Origin of the sequence: Flavobacterium daemonense, from assembly GCF_007341385.1 — a bacterium.
GTDB classification, from domain to species: domain Bacteria; phylum Bacteroidota; class Bacteroidia; order Flavobacteriales; family Flavobacteriaceae; genus Flavobacterium; species Flavobacterium daemonense.
Genome location: NZ_VJYD01000011.1, coordinates 22,388 through 40,373 on the forward strand (window position 1 = coordinate 22,388; position 17,986 = coordinate 40,373).

General features: G+C 37.2%; 7 protein-coding genes. All 7 read right to left on the reverse strand.

The window, feature by feature from the left end; all coding sequences use genetic code 11:
* Positions 1-50: 50 nt before the first annotated feature.
* Positions 51-1,979: a glucosamine-6-phosphate deaminase gene (nagB, locus tag FND99_RS14345; protein WP_144338634.1), complete on the reverse strand. Its 1,929-nt coding sequence runs from the start codon at positions 1,977-1,979 to the stop codon at positions 51-53.
* Positions 1,980-2,122: 143 nt separating this feature from the next.
* The gene (locus FND99_RS14350) at positions 2,123-2,473 is read right to left on the reverse strand and encodes an SDR family NAD(P)-dependent oxidoreductase (RefSeq protein WP_144338635.1); all 351 of its coding nucleotides are present in this window, start codon (positions 2,471-2,473) and stop codon (positions 2,123-2,125) included.
* Between the two features lie 257 nt (positions 2,474-2,730).
* Entirely contained in the window at positions 2,731-3,939 is a 1,209-nt protein-coding gene (locus tag FND99_RS14355; protein ID WP_246074219.1) for a glycoside hydrolase family 88 protein, read from the reverse strand.
* A gap of 286 nt (positions 3,940-4,225) precedes the next feature.
* Positions 4,226-5,899, reverse strand: coding sequence for a RagB/SusD family nutrient uptake outer membrane protein (locus tag FND99_RS14360; protein WP_211356630.1), 1,674 nt, complete (start codon positions 5,897-5,899; stop codon positions 4,226-4,228).
* Positions 5,900-5,947: 48 nt separating this feature from the next.
* On the reverse strand, positions 5,948-9,154 hold the full coding sequence (locus tag FND99_RS14365; RefSeq protein ID WP_211356631.1) for a SusC/RagA family TonB-linked outer membrane protein: 3,207 nt from the start codon (positions 9,152-9,154) through the stop codon (positions 5,948-5,950).
* Positions 9,155-9,792: 638 nt separating this feature from the next.
* Positions 9,793-11,961 carry a polysaccharide lyase 8 family protein gene (locus tag FND99_RS14370; RefSeq protein ID WP_144338636.1) on the reverse strand — a complete coding sequence of 723 codons (2,169 nt, stop codon included), beginning with the start codon at positions 11,959-11,961 and terminating at the stop codon, positions 9,793-9,795.
* 227 nt (positions 11,962-12,188) lie between these two features.
* Positions 12,189-17,957 carry an Ig-like domain-containing protein gene (locus FND99_RS14375; protein ID WP_144338637.1) on the reverse strand — a complete coding sequence of 1,923 codons (5,769 nt, stop codon included), beginning with the start codon at positions 17,955-17,957 and terminating at the stop codon, positions 12,189-12,191.
* Between the last annotated feature and the right edge of the window lie 29 nt (positions 17,958-17,986).

Genomic DNA, 17,986 nt, shown 5'->3' on the forward strand with positions numbered 1-17,986 from the left:
GGGGGCGACATCTTGGCAACCAAAAAATATAATAAAAACAAAAATAATTTCTAATACTCCCACTTAACAAAAGCCTCCATAGCGGCATAGTGAGACAACCCCAATTCTACATACAAATCTGCAGTTTCCTTGTTTCTGTCCTCGGCTCTTTGCCAGAATTCCCTTGAGTCGGTTCCTTGAAACACCACGCCGTCTTTTTGGGATTGATGTTTGAAGATTCCGTGTCTTTTAGCCAAAACCTGATCCGGACTCATAGGAACGGCCATCTCGATCTCGTCGATTCCCCATTCCTGCCACGCGCCACGGTACAACCACAACCAACAATCTTTCATGTAATCGTTTGGTTTCAAGCGTTTAGTAGCCTCAAAAATCGCATCCAGACATACTTTGTGCGTTCCGTGCGGATCCGCCAAATCACCCGCCGCATAAATCTGGTGTGGTTTTATTTTTTCGATTAATTCCATCGTGATTTGGATATCGGCCTCTCCGATAGGATTTTTTTCGATAGTTCCAGTTTCATAAAAAGGAAGCTCCATAAAGTGAATCTGACTGTCTGGCAAACCTACAAAATGGCTCGTGGCGCGGGCTTCTCCTTTTCTAATCAAACCTTTAATATATCTCACCTCTGGAATATCGATTTCACTAGTTTTCTTGTTTTTTAAGAAGCTTTTGGCTTTTTTATAAATAGTATCAGCCTCGGCACTTTTTATATTGAATTTTTCATTGTAATCAGTAACAAAATTTGCAAAACGCAGTGCCTCATCATCAGCAACGGCAATGTTTCCAGATGTCTGGTAAGCCACATGCACTTCATGTCCCTGCTCCTGCAATCTCATGAAAGTCCCTCCCATACTGATGATGTCATCATCTGGATGCGGGCTGAAAATAAGCACTCTTTTTCTAGCCGGTTCTGCTCTTTCTGGTCGATTGGCATCATCGGCGTTCGGTTTTCCTCCCGGCCATCCAGTGATGGTATTCTGTAATTTATTGAATATTTTGATGTTGATGTCGTAAGCTGGTCCCGAATCGGCCAATAGATCGCTCATTCCGTTTTCAATATAATCGGCATCGGTAAGCATCAAAATTGGTTTCTTCAAATGAAGCGCCAGTCCCAAAACCGCTTTTCGAATTAATTTATCGGTCCAAACCACTTTCTCTACCAGCCAAGGAGTGTTGATCCTTGTCAGTTTTGAAGACGCTTCTTTATCCAAAACAAAAACAGCATTTTTATGTTCCTGCAAAAACGAAGCAGGCACTTGGTTGGTCACCTCTCCTTCGGCAGAAGCTTTGATGATGTTGGATTTACCAACTCCCCAAGCCATAAGAATCACCTGTTTGGCTTCCATTATTTTTTTAACCCCGAGCGTGATGGCCGTTCTTGGGGTATTGTTAAGTCCAAGGAAATCGCTACTCGCCGCCACTCTTGTGATATGATCCAAAGCTACCAATCGGGTTTTGGAATTCTGCAAGGAACCCGATTCGTTGAATCCGATATGACCATTTCCTCCAATTCCGAGAATCTGCAAATCGATGCCGCCCAAAGCTTCAATTTTCGCTTCATAATTGGCACAAAATTCCGCAATTTCTTCTTTTGAAAGCGTTCCATCTGGAATGTGAACATTTTCAGGTAAAATATCTACTTGATCAAACAGTAATTCCTTCATAAAACGCACATAACTGTTGATTGAATCTGGTTCCATCGGATAATATTCGTCCAAATTGAACGAAATCACGTTTTTAAAACTCAATCCTTCTTCTTTGTGCAAACGAACCAATTCGGCGTACAATCCTTTTGGTGATGAACCTGTGGCCAATCCTAAAATACAAAGCTCATTGTTTTCTTGCTTGGATTTAATCAAACTGGCTATTTCCTGCGCAACAGCTTTTGACGCCGCTGAGGAATTGTCAAAAACTACGGTGTTAATGTTCTCAAATCGTTTCTCAAATCCTGTGGATTTGTCAATATTACTTTTTAACATTTTTTGGTTATTTATATTTCTTAATTTATTGTTCTAGGCTTTCCACCAGCTTTTGTATTTATGACTTTGATGCTGAAAAAACGATTTATAATGCAGGAGGCAATACAATTAAAAATAGTTTAAAGGAACAATTGCAGAGTTTACTAAACTGACATCACTAGTATCGCAAAATCTTTAACTCCGCTTTCTATGATTGAATTTCTTTTGATGATTCCGACATTGTTTATTAAAATATCAATGGGTGCCACTTCGGCTTCTATTTTGTTGATATTGGCAATCACCGATACTTCATCTTTCAAATCAAATACATACCCATACACTTTGATTCCCAAAGACTTGTACTCTTCTATTGCCTTATCCAATGCTGCTTGTGAGCGGTCATTGACTACAATTTTTGCGCCCGCCTCGCCCAATTCTTTAGCCATAGACATTCCTAGACCATGGACTCCTCCGGTAATAAGCGCTGTTTTTCCTTTAAAATCAAATAAATTCATTGTTTTTTTCCACGTTTACCAATTAAATTTCCTTGCTAGTGAATTCATTTACTTAATTGCAATCCAAAAACATTGTCAAGTTTGTTGCCTTATATCTTCTTTGATCCAATTGGCAGATATATTAATAAAAAAATTATACACATAGAACATAGACTTAAATTTAGATTCTTTTGAAGCGTGCTTATGGATTCAGGCAAAAAAAAATCATAAAATAAAGATCTATGTTCCTATGTGATTGGATTTATGATTCCCCAAAATCATAAATACCATTTTTTGTATCTCAGTAATGCTTCCAAGAAGTAATAATCGGCATAAGTAAGTGGAACATCAACCTCGCTTTTATGAGGTAAAGAACCTACGCTATGCAACAGTAAATAGCCTCCATTAGCACCTAACTGAGCACGGTATTTCGGACTTGATAATGACACTAAAATAGTTTTGGCTGCATCAACATAATTTTGCTTTTCTTTTCCCGATGTATACTGGCCCAATTCTAATAAAGCAGATGCATAAACTGCCGCTGCCGAAGCATCACGCAATGCATTTGGAATATTTGGCGCATCAAAATCCCAATAAGGAATTTTATCAGCCGGCAAATTAGGATTGTTCAATATAAATTTAGCAATATGCTGTGCTTGATTCAAGTAAGCTGTATTTTTGGTAAAGCGGTACATCATCGTATATCCGTACAGTGCCCATCCCTGGCCTCTGCTCCAAGCACTAGGATCAGAAAAACCTTGAACGGTACCTTTTTTCAGAACATTCCCAGAATTAAAATCATAATCTACCAAATGATAACTGCTGTAATCAGGTCTAAAATGGTTTTTAATTGTTGTATCGGCATGGCTTTCGGCTATGTTGGCAAAACTTTTGTCGGCACTGTTTTGACTAGCCCATTCGAGCATTTCAAGATTCATCATATTATCAATGATAACAGGCCCAGCATAATCTTTTGAAGCTTCCCATGATTGTATGACTTTGGCTTCAGGACGGTATCGCGTTGCCAATGACTTAGATGATTCTAAAATTACTTTTTTGTATTCTTCATTTTTTGTCAATCGATAGGCGTTTCCAAAACTACAATACATCATAAAACCTATATCATGAAGTTTTGTATAATATTTCACCGTATCTAGTATGGCAAGTTTTTTCTTCGCTTCATCCAAAATCAATGGTTTTTTCGTGTACTCGTAGATGTACAAAAGCGAACCGGGATAAAAGCCGCTGCACCACCAATAAACATCAGAACTGACATTATGATTATTCTGAAATGTTTTTGGCATTGAATCAAATGGTGTTGCTTTCTCTAAATACTGATACTGCTTTTCGGCAAATTCAAAATTCTCTTGAATCATTTTTTTCATGGCAATACGATCCTTTCCATTGTCTTTTTGGGCAAAAACTGATATACAGCAAAAAGATAATACCATAATCTGGTAAAAAACTTTCATTTTGATAATTCCCATAAATTTATTGTGTTATTTTATTTAATCTAAATTATTTACAGTTCTCGAAAACCTCTCAGACTCCTAAAAAATCTGACATAATTCTCTATCAAATAAATTATCATTTATCTGAAAGTAATTATGGTTCTTTTGAAATTTAATCCACACGATCCCAAGAACAGAAAGCTTAGAAAAACAATAATGCTTTTTTAAGTTTGAATAGTTCTTTTGATTTGATTTTTTATAAACGAAATAAATTATAATTACCCCGAGCATTCCTCGGAGTAATTACAATTGCAGTAGTATTTTATTGCCACAGTGGATTTTGAACCAATTTGCTGTTTAGTCCCATCTCTTTTAAAGGAATAGGCAACGTCATATTTTTCTCCACTGCGTTAGTATATTCAATTTTCATATTTTTAAGTGCAGTTGATGGTGCATTAGCCCCCATGTAAGTACCTGTGTCTTGCATTCTCTGAAGCCATTTTCCCCAACGAATCAAGTCCAATCTACGCAAACCTTCGAAACATAATTCTCGTGCACGTTCGTCTTCAATGGCTAACTGAAAAGCACCTTGAGATAAACCCGTAGGTAAATCACTAGCTGTAGAAGCAGTATTGATATCTAAACCATACCCTCTTCTTCGCACTTGGTTTACCGCATCATATGCAATAGCAGTAGGACCATTTACTCTGTTTTCGGCTTCTGCAAGCATTAATAAAACATCTGAATAACGAAGTATTGGGAAATTGATACCCGTATTTGACGTGTTTTTAAGACCCAGTTCATAATATCGACGGTATTTACCAATGCTTCTAAATTTAGTAGTAGCAGGAACAGGTTCCTGCACTAAAGTGGCGACATTTGTAGTTTTTGCAGGAAGAGACGAAAACGTAAATGGATAAAGTGCCCAATCACGACGCAAATCCCCCGGTTGGTACTTATCATACATACTTCCCATAGCAAACATTGATACACCACTATTAGCGCCTAAAACATCAGCAAAGTTTGCGGGAACTGAGATTCCATTGTCAATACCAAGCCTAGTAACCTCTATATACCCTTGAGTATTGAGCCCTTTAGCATCAGCCTCCCACATAGATTCTTTACTATTGTATTTTCCTTGAATTAGATTTATAAAAACCTGAGCATAACCATTATTAGTAAAAGCATTAACATTAACAGTCTTAGTTGCACCAACAAAAGTATAAGCAGGAGTGTTCAGTGTAGCATCTGCATAAGTATTTAAAGCATGCTTCCCTGAATTTTTTACTTTAGTAGCCCATTTTAGCGCCTCTGCATATTTACTAGTGTCGTTATGAGGATAGCCTGCCATAGTCAAGCATACTCTGGCTAAAATTCCTTGTATTGCTGTTTTATTGATTCGGCTTGCAGCTCCGCCTAACTCAGGAGCATCAACATCATATACTTTGCTTTCAGCTTCTGTCATGTCTTTTATAATTTGTGCATACACATCTGCAGGAGCAGATTGAGGAATCTTTACATCTTGGGGATTGGTTGTAGGAGTCAACTTCAAAGGGATATTGCGATAATATTCAATTAATATGAAATGAAAATAAGCTCTTAAAAACAAGGCTTCGCCCAATATTTCCTGACGTTTATTTTCGTCCATTACAGGCACATTAATATTTGCAATCAATTGATTGGCACGATCAATACCCAAATAACAAACTCTCCATAGATCAGCAACTTTATTATCTGCTGTAGTAAACACATTCCCTGTAACTCCAGTTACAGCACCGCTAAAGAAATTTTGATAACATTCGTCTGTTGTACAATCAAATGTTTGCCAAACTAAGTTTTGATAATAACCGCCGGTACTTGGGTTATTTAATGCGTCGTAAACCCCGGCCAGTAAACTGGTAAGTCCAGCTTCGTCTTGTATATATTGCTCAAGAGCGATTTTATCAATTGGCTCTGTATCTAAAATATCATCACATGACACGGTGGTCATCATCATTGCTATAACTAATAAATATATCTTTTTCATTTGTTTTATTTTTAAAAATTAAAATGAAGTATTTAGTCCAATTGTTACTGTACGTGCTCTTGGATAAGATGAGTAATCAAACCCGCCAGTTAAGACAGAGGGGCTTGTACTTACTTCAGGATCTGAACCAGAATATTTAGTCCATGTAATTAAATTTTGTGCAGCAGCATAAATGCGTAACGATTTCAATTTAACTTTTTTAGTAAAATCATTATCAAAGTTATATCCGAAAGACAACGTTTTAAGTCTTAAATAAGAACCGTCTTCAATCGTATTGGTATTATATCCAGGGATTGATCCATTAGTTCCTAAAAGACGAGGCATATTGGAATCTGGATTACTTGGTGTCCAGCGATCAGCAAAACTTGCAAATTGATTTAAGTTAGCTTTAATAGGAGTTCCTCCTTCAAACACAATACGGTTTGCATTCATAATATCATTACCATAAGACCATTGAAAGAATATATTTAAATCAAAACCTTTGTAAGTGAAATTGTTTGTAAAACCCCCAATATGTTTTGGTAAAGTATGCCCAATAATACCTATATCTTTTGTATCAAATGCACCATCACCATTTACGTCTTTGAATTTTATATCACCTGGTTGTATGAGATTAGCACCTTTACCATTAGTAATAATACCTGGTTTTAAAGTATAAGTAGTTACTCCAGTAGAACTAACAGTACTGTTAAAATCTGAATATTTATAAGTACCATCAAAAACATATCCGTACATTTCACCTAGTGGTTGTCCAACTGCAGATTTTGTATAGAATATCGATGGATCATAACCTGCTGTCCTTAAAATCTCAGTTTCACCATCATTCAATGCTAATATTTTATTTTTGTTGAATGAAATATTAAAAGATGTTGACCATGCAAACGACTTATTATTAATATTTTGCGTATTTAACGTAAGTTCCAATCCTTTATTCTCCATCGAACCAACGTTTTTAAAGGCAGTATTAAATCCAGAAGTAGTTGGCAAATTTGCTTGTAACAGTAAATCATCAGTTACTTTTCTATATACATCAGCAATAATTGTGATACGTTGATTAAAAAATCCTAAGTCAAGACCAAAATTCGTTTGTGCTGTTGTTTCCCATTTTAATTTATCATTTCCTAAATTGGTTGCAACCACTCCCGGTACATATTCATTATTGAAAACATAGGAGTTACCTATCCCATTGAAAAATTTGGTTTTGTAGTCAAAATCCCCTACTCTATTGTTTCCTGTTTCTCCATAAGAAAATCTTAACTTTCCGTCAGATAACACTTTATTGTTTTTTAGGAATTTTTCATTTTTAAATCTCCATGATAAAGCAGCCGATGGAAAATATCCCCAGTGATTTTCAGAAGGAAACTTAGACGAGCCATCTGCTCTCCATGATGCTGTCAAAAAGTATCTTGAATCATAATTATAATTTACCCTTGTCAGGAAAGACAACATAGTAGATACAGACGAAAAAGGATCAACTCGAACTGGACTACCATATGCTTGATCATTAGGATGTTTAAAAACATCAAGTCCCATTGATTCATCTTTAATTTGGTTATATGCTACACCATGAGTATCGGTTGTTACTTTCTGCATAGTAAAACCTCCTAAAACATTTAAATTGTGTTTTTTATTAAATGTTTTAGTCCATGTGAGGGTATTTTCATTCAACCAGTTTTTAGTATCAACATAATCAATTCTTCCATTAACTCCATTAGCACTACCCTTGTAACCACTAGATGTTTTAGAATTATTGAATTTTTCATTTCTAATTTCTGAATTAACAAGCCCGCCACTTACACGAAGCTTTAGTCCCGTAATAATATCATAATCAAGATAAGCATTACCAATAAAATTGCTTGATATTCTGTTATTGACCTGGTTCATTAAGTTAATAACTGGGTTGGTACGAAAATCTTGAGAAAGGTTTAAATCTGGATCAAACAACTCTTCATCAGGATTTGTCGAGGCACTTCTTGGTCCAGTTATAGGTCTATATCCCCATACTGAGTACATAGTGTAACTTGTATAACCATTACCAGTTGCAGAAGGTAAGTTTCCTTTCGATTCACTATATGCGTAATTCGTATTGATTCCTACTTTTATCTTCTTTGTTAATTGGTGATCCAAAGTAATACGTCCTTGATATCTAGTAAAATTAGACCCAATCATAATTCCATCTTGATCTACGACATTTCCAGAAATAAAGTATTTTGTTCTTGCAGTTCCTCCACTAAAGGATGCATCGTACGTTTTCATTATTGCAGGTCGAATCACCTTAGCGTACCAATCAGTAGCTTTACTCGTTTTGTAATCTTCTAATTTTACACCTGCTGGCAAATAAAGTTCTGTTGGAGACAGGTAGGGTGGTGTTCCAGTAGGTGACGGATTCAATTCTATTTGTAGTTTTACAAATTCGTAAGGATCCATCATACGGACATTGTTAATCCCGTTCTGAATACCAGTTGAATTACTAAAAGCAAAAACCGGCTTACCTGTTCTTCCCTTTTTAGTTGTAATTACGACTACCCCATTAGCTCCTCTTGCTCCATAAACAGCTGTGGCAGAGGCATCCTTTAAAATATCCATAGTTTCAATATCTTGTGGATTTAAAGTATTGGGATCCATATTTTCAATAGGAAAACCATCAATAATAAATAAAGGAGAATTGGATTGTGTTAAAGAGTTATTACCACGAATGACAATGTTCAATCCCGCTCCTGGTTGACCGTCTCCTGAACTAACCTGAACCCCTGCTACGCGTCCTGCTAAAGCTTGATCAAATGAAGCTACAGGAGCCTTTTGCAAATCTGACATAGATACTGTTGCTATAGATCCGGTGATATCTTTCCTTTTTTGAGCTCCATATCCAACTACAACAATCTCTTCAAGGTTACTTGTTGACGATTTTAAAGTAACATTTATAGCATTTCTATCCCCGACTGTAACTGTCGTTGTTTCAAAACTTATATATGTAAAAACCAATTGGTCTTTTGAATCGGCCTTGATATTAAATTGACCTGTATAATCCGTTATTGTAGCCGTTTTAGTTCCTTTTACAGAAACAGTAACGCCCGGAAGAGGATCATTCTTATCATCTTGTACAGAACCAGATATCATTCTGCTTTGTGCCTGCACAAAAACTGGCGCAATCATTATAAAAATACCGACAAGAAAATGTCTGAAAACCCTAGTACAAGGTTGGCATTTCAAATTATTATTTTTCATAAGTTACTAATTTTGGTTTTTTGTTAATTGTCTAAATCTGTTTTTGGTTAAAAGTTAGTTAGTTCTTAATTCATTAATTTCAAATTTTAGTTTACTTTTTTTGAGATTACGAAAACGTTTTCATTGTATTTCTTTTTCCAAATGTACAGACCTCTATCATTTTTAGGGTGGATAATCGCCCCATTTTGGGTGCTATTTCTCCCAATTTGTTGGTTTTTTGTTCTCTTTCACTATCACAAGTACTTTTTTTTCAATATTTTCTTAATAATTGTCAATCGTTTTTATTTTTCACGAAATTTCTATCTATTGAATGGAAAACCCATTTAATAATTTTTAGAAATAAATAGATTGAAACAGCGAATTCGATTTATAAATTTTCAATTATTTCTGACAATATCCCAGACAACCATACCGCAACTAAAATAAAAAAGCTGTCTAAAAAGATTTAGACAGCTTTTTTATTGTTTTAATATGTTAAACTATTGTAATTCTAATTATCTCAACACCATTTTAAAAACTGCAAAAATCTAATCGATAGCATATTTTCTCCTCTGCTGCAATTATAAACAAAATCTTGATGGCCTTGCTCTATTGAATCAAAAATTATACAATAAAAACCACATTTAACACCTATGATACTACGGTTGGGGTGCAAATATAGGTGTATTCTTACTCACTGTAAATGAAATACTTGATCCAGCATAAGGAGCTAAAGGCATTGTGCATTCTAAAAGTCTGGTAGATGTAATCCCCGGCAAATCCAAATAAACATTGATTTTTGTATTACTCTGAGCTGGATCGGCAATAGAAACAGCAACATTCGGGGTACCAACATTCTTCAACATCACTACGCAAGGCTTATCGACACGAACAGTTACTCCATCGTTTGTAAAAGTACTAGGCGTATAGAAAATCAGTTGCAATACATTCAATCCGGTGTGTTTTACGGCTTGTACATCGGAATTATTTGTCAATATTTGAATCTTGCTGGCATCATATTTCTTCATATCCCGTACCCTAGTTTTATTAGGCGCTACAATATAAGCGTAGCTTGCATCAGACGGTTTAACACCATGATTAAACCACAGCTTAAATACATCACTACTAACCGGTTTATTAACTTGAGAGTTATTGATATCATGCCAGTTACCGGTTTGAGTCTGATTAGTAAGCTGCAGATTCCCTCCCTGAGGAAAAAAATAACCTATATTACCATGTAAAGCCCATTGCAGATTACCATTATAATTGTAAGCCCCTTTGCTTAATATAGCAGTCTTTCCATTAGACGATACTATTACCTTGCCATCCAACAGACATTGGTTTACGGTAGTATTGATTGTTTCGGCAGCTGTAGCATTGATAGCGGCACCAAGACATACTACTTCATCATCAAAAAAAAACCATGATTTTCGAGCATTTACTCCATAATCATTAAAGGCATAAGCAGTCGCACCATAGACACCATCGGAAACCCCGCCCACAAAGGAAGATATACCCTTGTGTTCAGGAAGGCTAAACCACTGTCCACGTAATGGCATGGTAGCATATTCCGGAGCGGTTACCCCGGGAATTTTGTTCCATTCCCAAACAGGGAAAATATTATAATACTCATTTCCGGTAATATTAATATTAGTAGCACCATCGGTAAGCAAATACCCCTTAACACTCTCTCCTCCTCCATTTTCAGCTCTTAAAGTTCGGGTAGAAACGTTTCGCACACTAAAATTATAGCCGCTTCTGATATGCTGAACATAATCAGAACTATAATAATTATTATTTTTTGACTTTACCCCGTACGATGCCGGTTGAGTTCCTTTTACACGGGCTATAGCCTCATCATAAGTGTTACTATTACTCGGATCTAATAGTTTCATTTTTTCTAATGTTCTACTAAGTTCAGATTGGTCTAAAGCATTAGTCCTGCTAAGTGAACGCCCCATGACATTAAAATCGAAGTATTTACCACGAATAGAATTAAGATAAGTGTTTCGTATAAAAAGGGACAAGAGATTCAAATTGGCACCCGCCAATTCAAAAGAAGTACCTCTAACAAACATGGCCACATTAATTTCGCCGCCAATGAAAACTCTACCATAGCCACCTATATACAATTGACTGCCATGAGCTTTGTAAGAACAATCATATTGAATTCCATCACCAGTGGTCAATACTATAGGCTCAAAAGCTTGATTTACTGCCATTTTCACAATAGAACTATCCGCGTTAAGGCAGCCTCGATAAATATAATGTAGAGCAACATCTACGTTGTTGGCAGCACCGGTAACTGGATTGCCTCTATCCATTTGTAGGATAAGTTTAGCTTCAAGTGAGGACGGTATTTGCTTATTAGGGTTGCCTCGAAGCAAAATCAGAATTTGACCTATTTTTTGTGGATTTCCTATTTGATTCCACCACCAGCCATCGCCTGTACTTTGAGGATCTTTTTGATTCCAATACGTTAAACTATTTACGATTGCCTGATATAATGTACTGCTGCCATAATAATGAGAGCCAGGAATTGTATAGGCCAATGTAAAGTTTTTTACACGATCCAAATGGGGTGCCGGGCTCCAAAGGTTTGGAGAACGATCACTATAATTTATATCTTTCCAGGAACCATCACTTTGTAAAGTAGAAAGTGTATTGGCCACCGCATTATCTAACGTGATTATTGCTGTACCACTAGTGATACTTTCGCGTATGCGCTGCATGATCGTTTCATATTCTGACGCCGACTGTCCTAAAACACGATGGTTTTGAAAAAAGGCACAGATGAATAAAATAATTAAAACGCAGTTCTTCTTCATTATTATTAATTTTGATTAAATGTTTTTAATAGGTTGAAAGGTTTTCCTAATTAAGGCGATTATTTGATTGTTGCAAAAAGCACAAAGTCCTTACCAAAAAGAAGTTCACAAAAAAGCTTGTCAACAATCTTTATTTCTATATTTATTGTATTATCTCACTTTACCAAAAAATTCCCAATCAAAATTACTTTTCATTTTGATTGGGAATATAATTAAATTATTCTTTTTTATTTTTTAACAATCGTACTTCTAAAAATTTCAGCACCATTTTGAATAATCACAATATAGTTTCCGGAAGGCAAATCCTCAGCGAAAATATTTTGTGGGACAGCAACGAAATGAACCTGGCGGATCTTGTTGCCAAGTATGTTATATATACCAATTGTTGCATTAGGATCTAGCTTTGATGCTACCTCAACATTAAAATTGTCTTGAACTGGATTAGGGTAAACAGTAAAATTAGATGAAGTTGTTGCTACCTCTTTAGCAGCCATTTTAGCCGTACCATTGCAAGAACCTAGCTTATCTCCATGATTCAAATGTGCTTGAACGGCAGATTGTGCCACGCAAATAACATTATTATTATGACAAATCTGAACTTTATCATTTTTATTACCACATCTAACATCAAGTACATTAATTGTAATCGAAGCTGTAGATTGACATCCGCCTGCATACGAAGCTGTTACTGTATAGGTTCCAGCCTGTGAAACTGTAATTAATGGTGTATTTTCGCCAGTGTTCCAAGTATAAGTAACGATTTGATCTCCCTGTACCAATGAATTAAGCGTAATTGATGTTGGTCCATACCCTAGGTAAATGGTATTTTTATCATCTACAGCAGGATTCATGGCATAAACATCTGGAATAGATAACTGTACTGTTGGACAAACCACATTTGTAGTAACAACTGTAGAAGTTGTAACAGCATTATTGTTATCAGTAACTTTTGCAGTAATAACATAAGATCCCGTAGCAACATTGTTCCAATCAAAAGTGTAAGGCGCAGTTAAATCCTCACCTAACTTAGTTTCTCCGCTGAAGAATTCAACTTTAGCTACAGAACCGTCAACATCTGATGCATCAGCAGTAATGGTAACAGTTGCAGGAGCATTATAGTTTGCATTTGCCGAAGGCGAAGTAATCACAACCGTTGGCAATGCATTTACGGTAACGTTCACAATTTCAGAAGTCACAACAGCAACTTTATCATCAGCAACTTTTGCAGTCAATGCATAAGAACCTGAAGCAACATTTGTCCAATCGAAGCTGTAAGGAGATGCAGTAGCTTCACCTAATTTAGTTTCTCCATTGAAGAATTCAACTTTAGCTACAGAACCGTCAGTATCATTTGCATCAGCAGTAATTATAACAGTTGCAGGAGCATTATAGTTTGCATTTGCCGAAGGCGAAATAATCGCAACCGTTGGCAATGCATTTACGGTGACGTTCACAATTTCAGAAGTCACAACAACACCTTTATCATCGGCAACTTTTGCAGTCAACGCATAAGAACCTGAAGCAACATTTGTCCAATCGAAACTGTAAGGAGTTGCAGTAGTTTCACCTAATTTAGTTTCTCCATTGAAGAACTCCACTTTAGCTACAGAACCGTCAGCATCAGTTGCAACAGAAGTAATTGTTATAGTTGCAGGGGCATTATAACTTGCATTTGCTGATGGCGAAGTAATGGCAACCGTTGGCAATGCATTTACAGTAACATTCACGACTTCAGAAGTCACAATAGCACCTTTATCATCAGTAGCTTTTGCAGTCAATACATAAGAACCTGAAGCAACATTTGTCCAATCAAAACTGTATGGAGCCGTAGTGGCTTCTCCCAATTTAGTTTCGCCATTGAAGAACTCCACTTTAGCTACAGAACCGTCAGTATCATTTGCATCAGAAGCAATTGTTATAGTTGCAGGGGTATTATAGCTTGCATTTGCTGATGGCGAAGTAATGGCAACCGTTGGCAATGCATTTACATTAACATTCACGACTTCAGAAGTTTTAACAGCACCATTGTTATCAGTAGCTTTTGCAGTCAATACATAAGAACCTGAAGCAACATTTGTCCAATCAAAACTGTATGGAGCCGTAGTAGCTTCTCCCAATTTAGTTTCGCCATTGAAGAATTCAACTTTAGCTACAGAACCGTCAGTATCATTTGCATCAGAAGTAATTGTTATAACTGAACCTTGAGTAATAGTAGCACCATTAACAGGAGAAGTTACGATTACGGTTGGAACTGCGTTAACAGTGATATTTGCCACTGATGAAGTAGCCGTAAGTCCTCTATTATCAAAAGCTTTGGCTGTAATGGCATGTGTCCCTGAAGGAGCATTGTTCCAACTGAAACTGTAAGGAGCTATTGTGCTCTCTCCTATTTTAGTAGATCCATCATAAAATTCCACCTTGCTCACAGAACCATCTGCATCACTTGCAGAAAAAGTAAAATTAATACTTGAACCGGCGGTAAAACTGGCATTATTTGTTGGCGAGCTTAATGTCACTGTAGGAGCAATATTTTGTTCTAAAATCAATACCGGCCTGTTTGCAGCCAAAGCTTCCTTAGAATATAAAGTAATACTACCTGAGTTGGCATAGGTACCTGAATTTATATTTTTTAGAGCAATATCCAAGGACAATAGCTTATCCCCGGAAAGTTCAGCCACCACCTGATTGGTAATATCCCATTCTACTATGGTACCAACAGTTGATGCACCCGGCACTGAAGCAATTACAGCACCCGTTGTTGGTTTAGTATTCCAAGTAACCCCAGAACCCGCAGCACCAGTGCCTTCCACCCAACTGTCATTGGAAACATAAGTTACATCCCAGTTATTAACTGCAGCATTTGCCTGTCCACCTAAAACTTTCAATTGCAATCTGGCTTTATTGATACTGGCAGGAAGACTACTAAGATCAAACCTCATTAGGACTTCACGAGTAGTTGTAGCAGCAAAACCCTTAGTCATCAGTAAATTCGAGGCTCCATAATTATTAGCAGGTAAACCACCATCTACATAAGCATCCGCGACGGGCGACACATTTACAGGGGCGTACTTCACAGTGATATTTGTCGCTAGTGAGGTAGCGGAAAGCCCTCTATTGTCAATCACTTTGGCTGTAATGGCAAACGCACCTGCAGGTACATTGTTCCATGAAAAATTGTAAGGAGCCGTTGTGCTCTCTCCTATTTTATTAGATCCTTCATAAAACTCCACCTTGCTCACCGAACCGTCTGAATCGGTTGCAGAAACTGTAAAATTAACACTTGAACCGGCGGTAAAATTGACACCTTCTATCGGTGAACTTATGGTCACTGTAGGAGCAATATTTTGTTCTAAAACCAATACCGGTCGCAATGCAGCATTGCTATATTCCTTAGAATTAAAGGTAGCGTCTGAACTTCCCACTGCAACAGTAGAAGCAATATTCAAAGACAATACCTTATCCCCATTAAGTTCAGACAACACCTGATTGGTAATATCCCATTCTACGGTGGTTCCGGTTGCTTGACCGGGCTTTGAAGCCAATGAAGCACCCGTTGCTGGTTTGGTATTCCAGGTAACCCCATTTTCTGTCCAACTATCATCAGAAACATAGCTTACATTCCATGAAGTACTTGCAACAGCGGTATTAGCGTTTCTCGCTACTAATTTCAATTTGGCTCTGTTGATATTTGCAGAGATATTGTTTAGGTCAAACTTCAGTAAGTCTTCACGCGTAAAGTCGGCAGCTCCACTCTTATTGATCACTAAATCGGTAGCCGTTCCATAATTTGTAGTTGCATAAATACCACCTCTTACATAAGCATCTGCAGTTGGCGATACATTTACAGAGTCATATACAACAGTTGGTGTACTATCATTTACTGTATATGAAACACTTGATCCTGCATAAGGAGCTGAAGGCATCGTGCAAGCCAAAAGTCTGGTCGATGCGATTCCCGGCAAATCCAAGTAAACATTGATGTTGGTATTAGTCTGAGTAGGATCGGCAACATCCACCGAAACATTCGCAGTACCCACATTTTTCAACATCACCACACAAGGCTTATCCACACGGACACTCACAGTACCATTTGTAAAAGTAGTACCTGTATAGAAAATCAGTTGCCATACATTCAATCCGGTATGTTTTACGGCCTGTACATCAGAACTATTGGTCATGATTTGAATCTTGCTCGCATCATAATTCTGCATATCCTGCACCGTAGTTTTATTAGGTGCTACAATATAGGCATAGCTGCCATTAGTCGGTTTAACACCGTGATTAAACCACAACTTAAACACATTACTGCTCACCGATTGATTCGCCTGGCCGGTATTAATATCACGCCAGTTCCCGGTTTGAGTCTGGTTAGTCAACTGTAAATTCCCTCCCTGAGGAAAAAAATAACCTACATTCCCGTGTAATGCCCATTGCAGATTTCCATTATAATTGTAAACTCCTCCCGAACTTAATACAGAAGTACTTCCGTTGGACGATACGGTTACATTACCACTGAGCAGACATTGGTTTACGGTAGTATTGATCGTTTCGGCAGCTGTAGCATTAATGGCGGCACCAAGACAAACTACTTCATCATCAAAAAAGAACCATGATTTTCGAGCATTTACCCCATAATCATTAAACGCATAGGCACTGGCACCATACACCCCATCGGATACCCCACCCACAAAAGATGCTGTCCCCATATTTTCAGGAGCGTAAAACCATTCTGCACGTAACGGAATAGTAGCGTATTCCGGAGCGGTTACCCCAGGAATTTTGTTCCATTCCCATACCGGAAAAATATTATAATACTCATTTCCAGCAACATTAATATTAGTGGCTCCATCGGTAAGAAAATACCCTTTAAGACCCTCTCCACCCCCGTTTTCAGATTTTATAGTTCGGGTAGAAACGTTTCGAAGACCAAAGTTATAGCCGCTTCTGATGTGCTGAACATAATCCGAACTATAATAATTAATATTTTGGGCACTTACCCCGTAAGATGCCGGCTGAGTTCCTTTTATACGGGCTATAGCCTGGTCATAAGTGCTACTGTTATTCGGATCCAATAATTTCATTTTATCTAATGTCCCAGCTAATCCTAATAGATCTAAAGTATTAGCCCTGCTGTTGGAACGCCCCGTGACATTAAAATCCATGTATCTACCACGAATCGTTTTAAGATAGCTGTTTCGTATAAAAGAAGATAATAAATTCAATTTTTCAGCTGACAATTCATAAGAAGTCCCTTGAACAAGCGTGGCCACACCAATTTCACCGTCAACGAAAACCCTACCATAGCCCCCTGTATACAATTGACTACCGTGTGATTTATACGAATAATCATATTGAACTCCATCACCAGTGGTAAACTTTATTGGTATAAAAGCCTGAGTTACCCCTGTTTGTAAAACAGCACTGTCTGCATTAAGGCAGCCTCGGTAAATAAAATGCGTAGCAATATCCAACTTATTAGCACCTTCTTGTGTAAATATATCACCTCTATTCATTTTTAGGATAAGACCCGCTTCAAGTGTAGACGGTATTTGTTGGGTTGTGCTGTTACGAAGCAAAATCAGAATTTGTCCTATTTTTTGTGGACATCCTATTTGATAAAACCACCAGTCGTTAATTTGGGGTTCGTTTTGGTTCCAATATGTTAAACTATTTACAATCGCCTGATATAACGTACTACTACCATAGTAGCTGGAGTTAGGCATGGTATAGGCCAAGGCAAAGTTTTTTACACGACCCAAATGACTATCAAGTACAGAACCATTAGTGTAATTAAAATCTGGCCAAGAGCCATCGCTCTTTAAAGTAGAAAGTGTACTGGTAACCGAACTGATCAAGCCAGTTATACCTGTACCGGCAATTGCGTTTTCCCTTACACGCTGCATGATCGTTTCATACTCTGACGTTTGTCCCAAAACATGATGGTTCTGGAAAAAGGTGCAGATGATCAAAATAATTAAAAGGTAATTCTTTTTCATAATTATTTATTTTGGTTATTTAGTTAAAG

Excerpts from the sequence above, each read along its gene's own strand:
- nagB (WP_144338634.1), bottom strand. The coding sequence starts at position 1,979 with ATGTTAAAAAGTAATATTGACAAATCCACAGGATTTGAGAAACGATTT.
- FND99_RS14350 (WP_144338635.1), bottom strand. The coding sequence starts at position 2,473 with ATGAATTTATTTGATTTTAAAGGAAAAACAGCGCTTATTACCGGAGGA.
- FND99_RS14355 (WP_246074219.1), bottom strand. The coding sequence starts at position 3,939 with ATGGGAATTATCAAAATGAAAGTTTTTTACCAGATTATGGTATTATCT.
- FND99_RS14360 (WP_211356630.1), bottom strand. The coding sequence starts at position 5,899 with ATGATGATGACCACCGTGTCATGTGATGATATTTTAGATACAGAGCCA.
- FND99_RS14365 (WP_211356631.1), bottom strand. The coding sequence starts at position 9,154 with ATGAAAAATAATAATTTGAAATGCCAACCTTGTACTAGGGTTTTCAGA.
- FND99_RS14370 (WP_144338636.1), bottom strand. The coding sequence starts at position 11,961 with ATGAAGAAGAACTGCGTTTTAATTATTTTATTCATCTGTGCCTTTTTT.
- FND99_RS14375 (WP_144338637.1), bottom strand. The coding sequence starts at position 17,957 with ATGAAAAAGAATTACCTTTTAATTATTTTGATCATCTGCACCTTTTTC.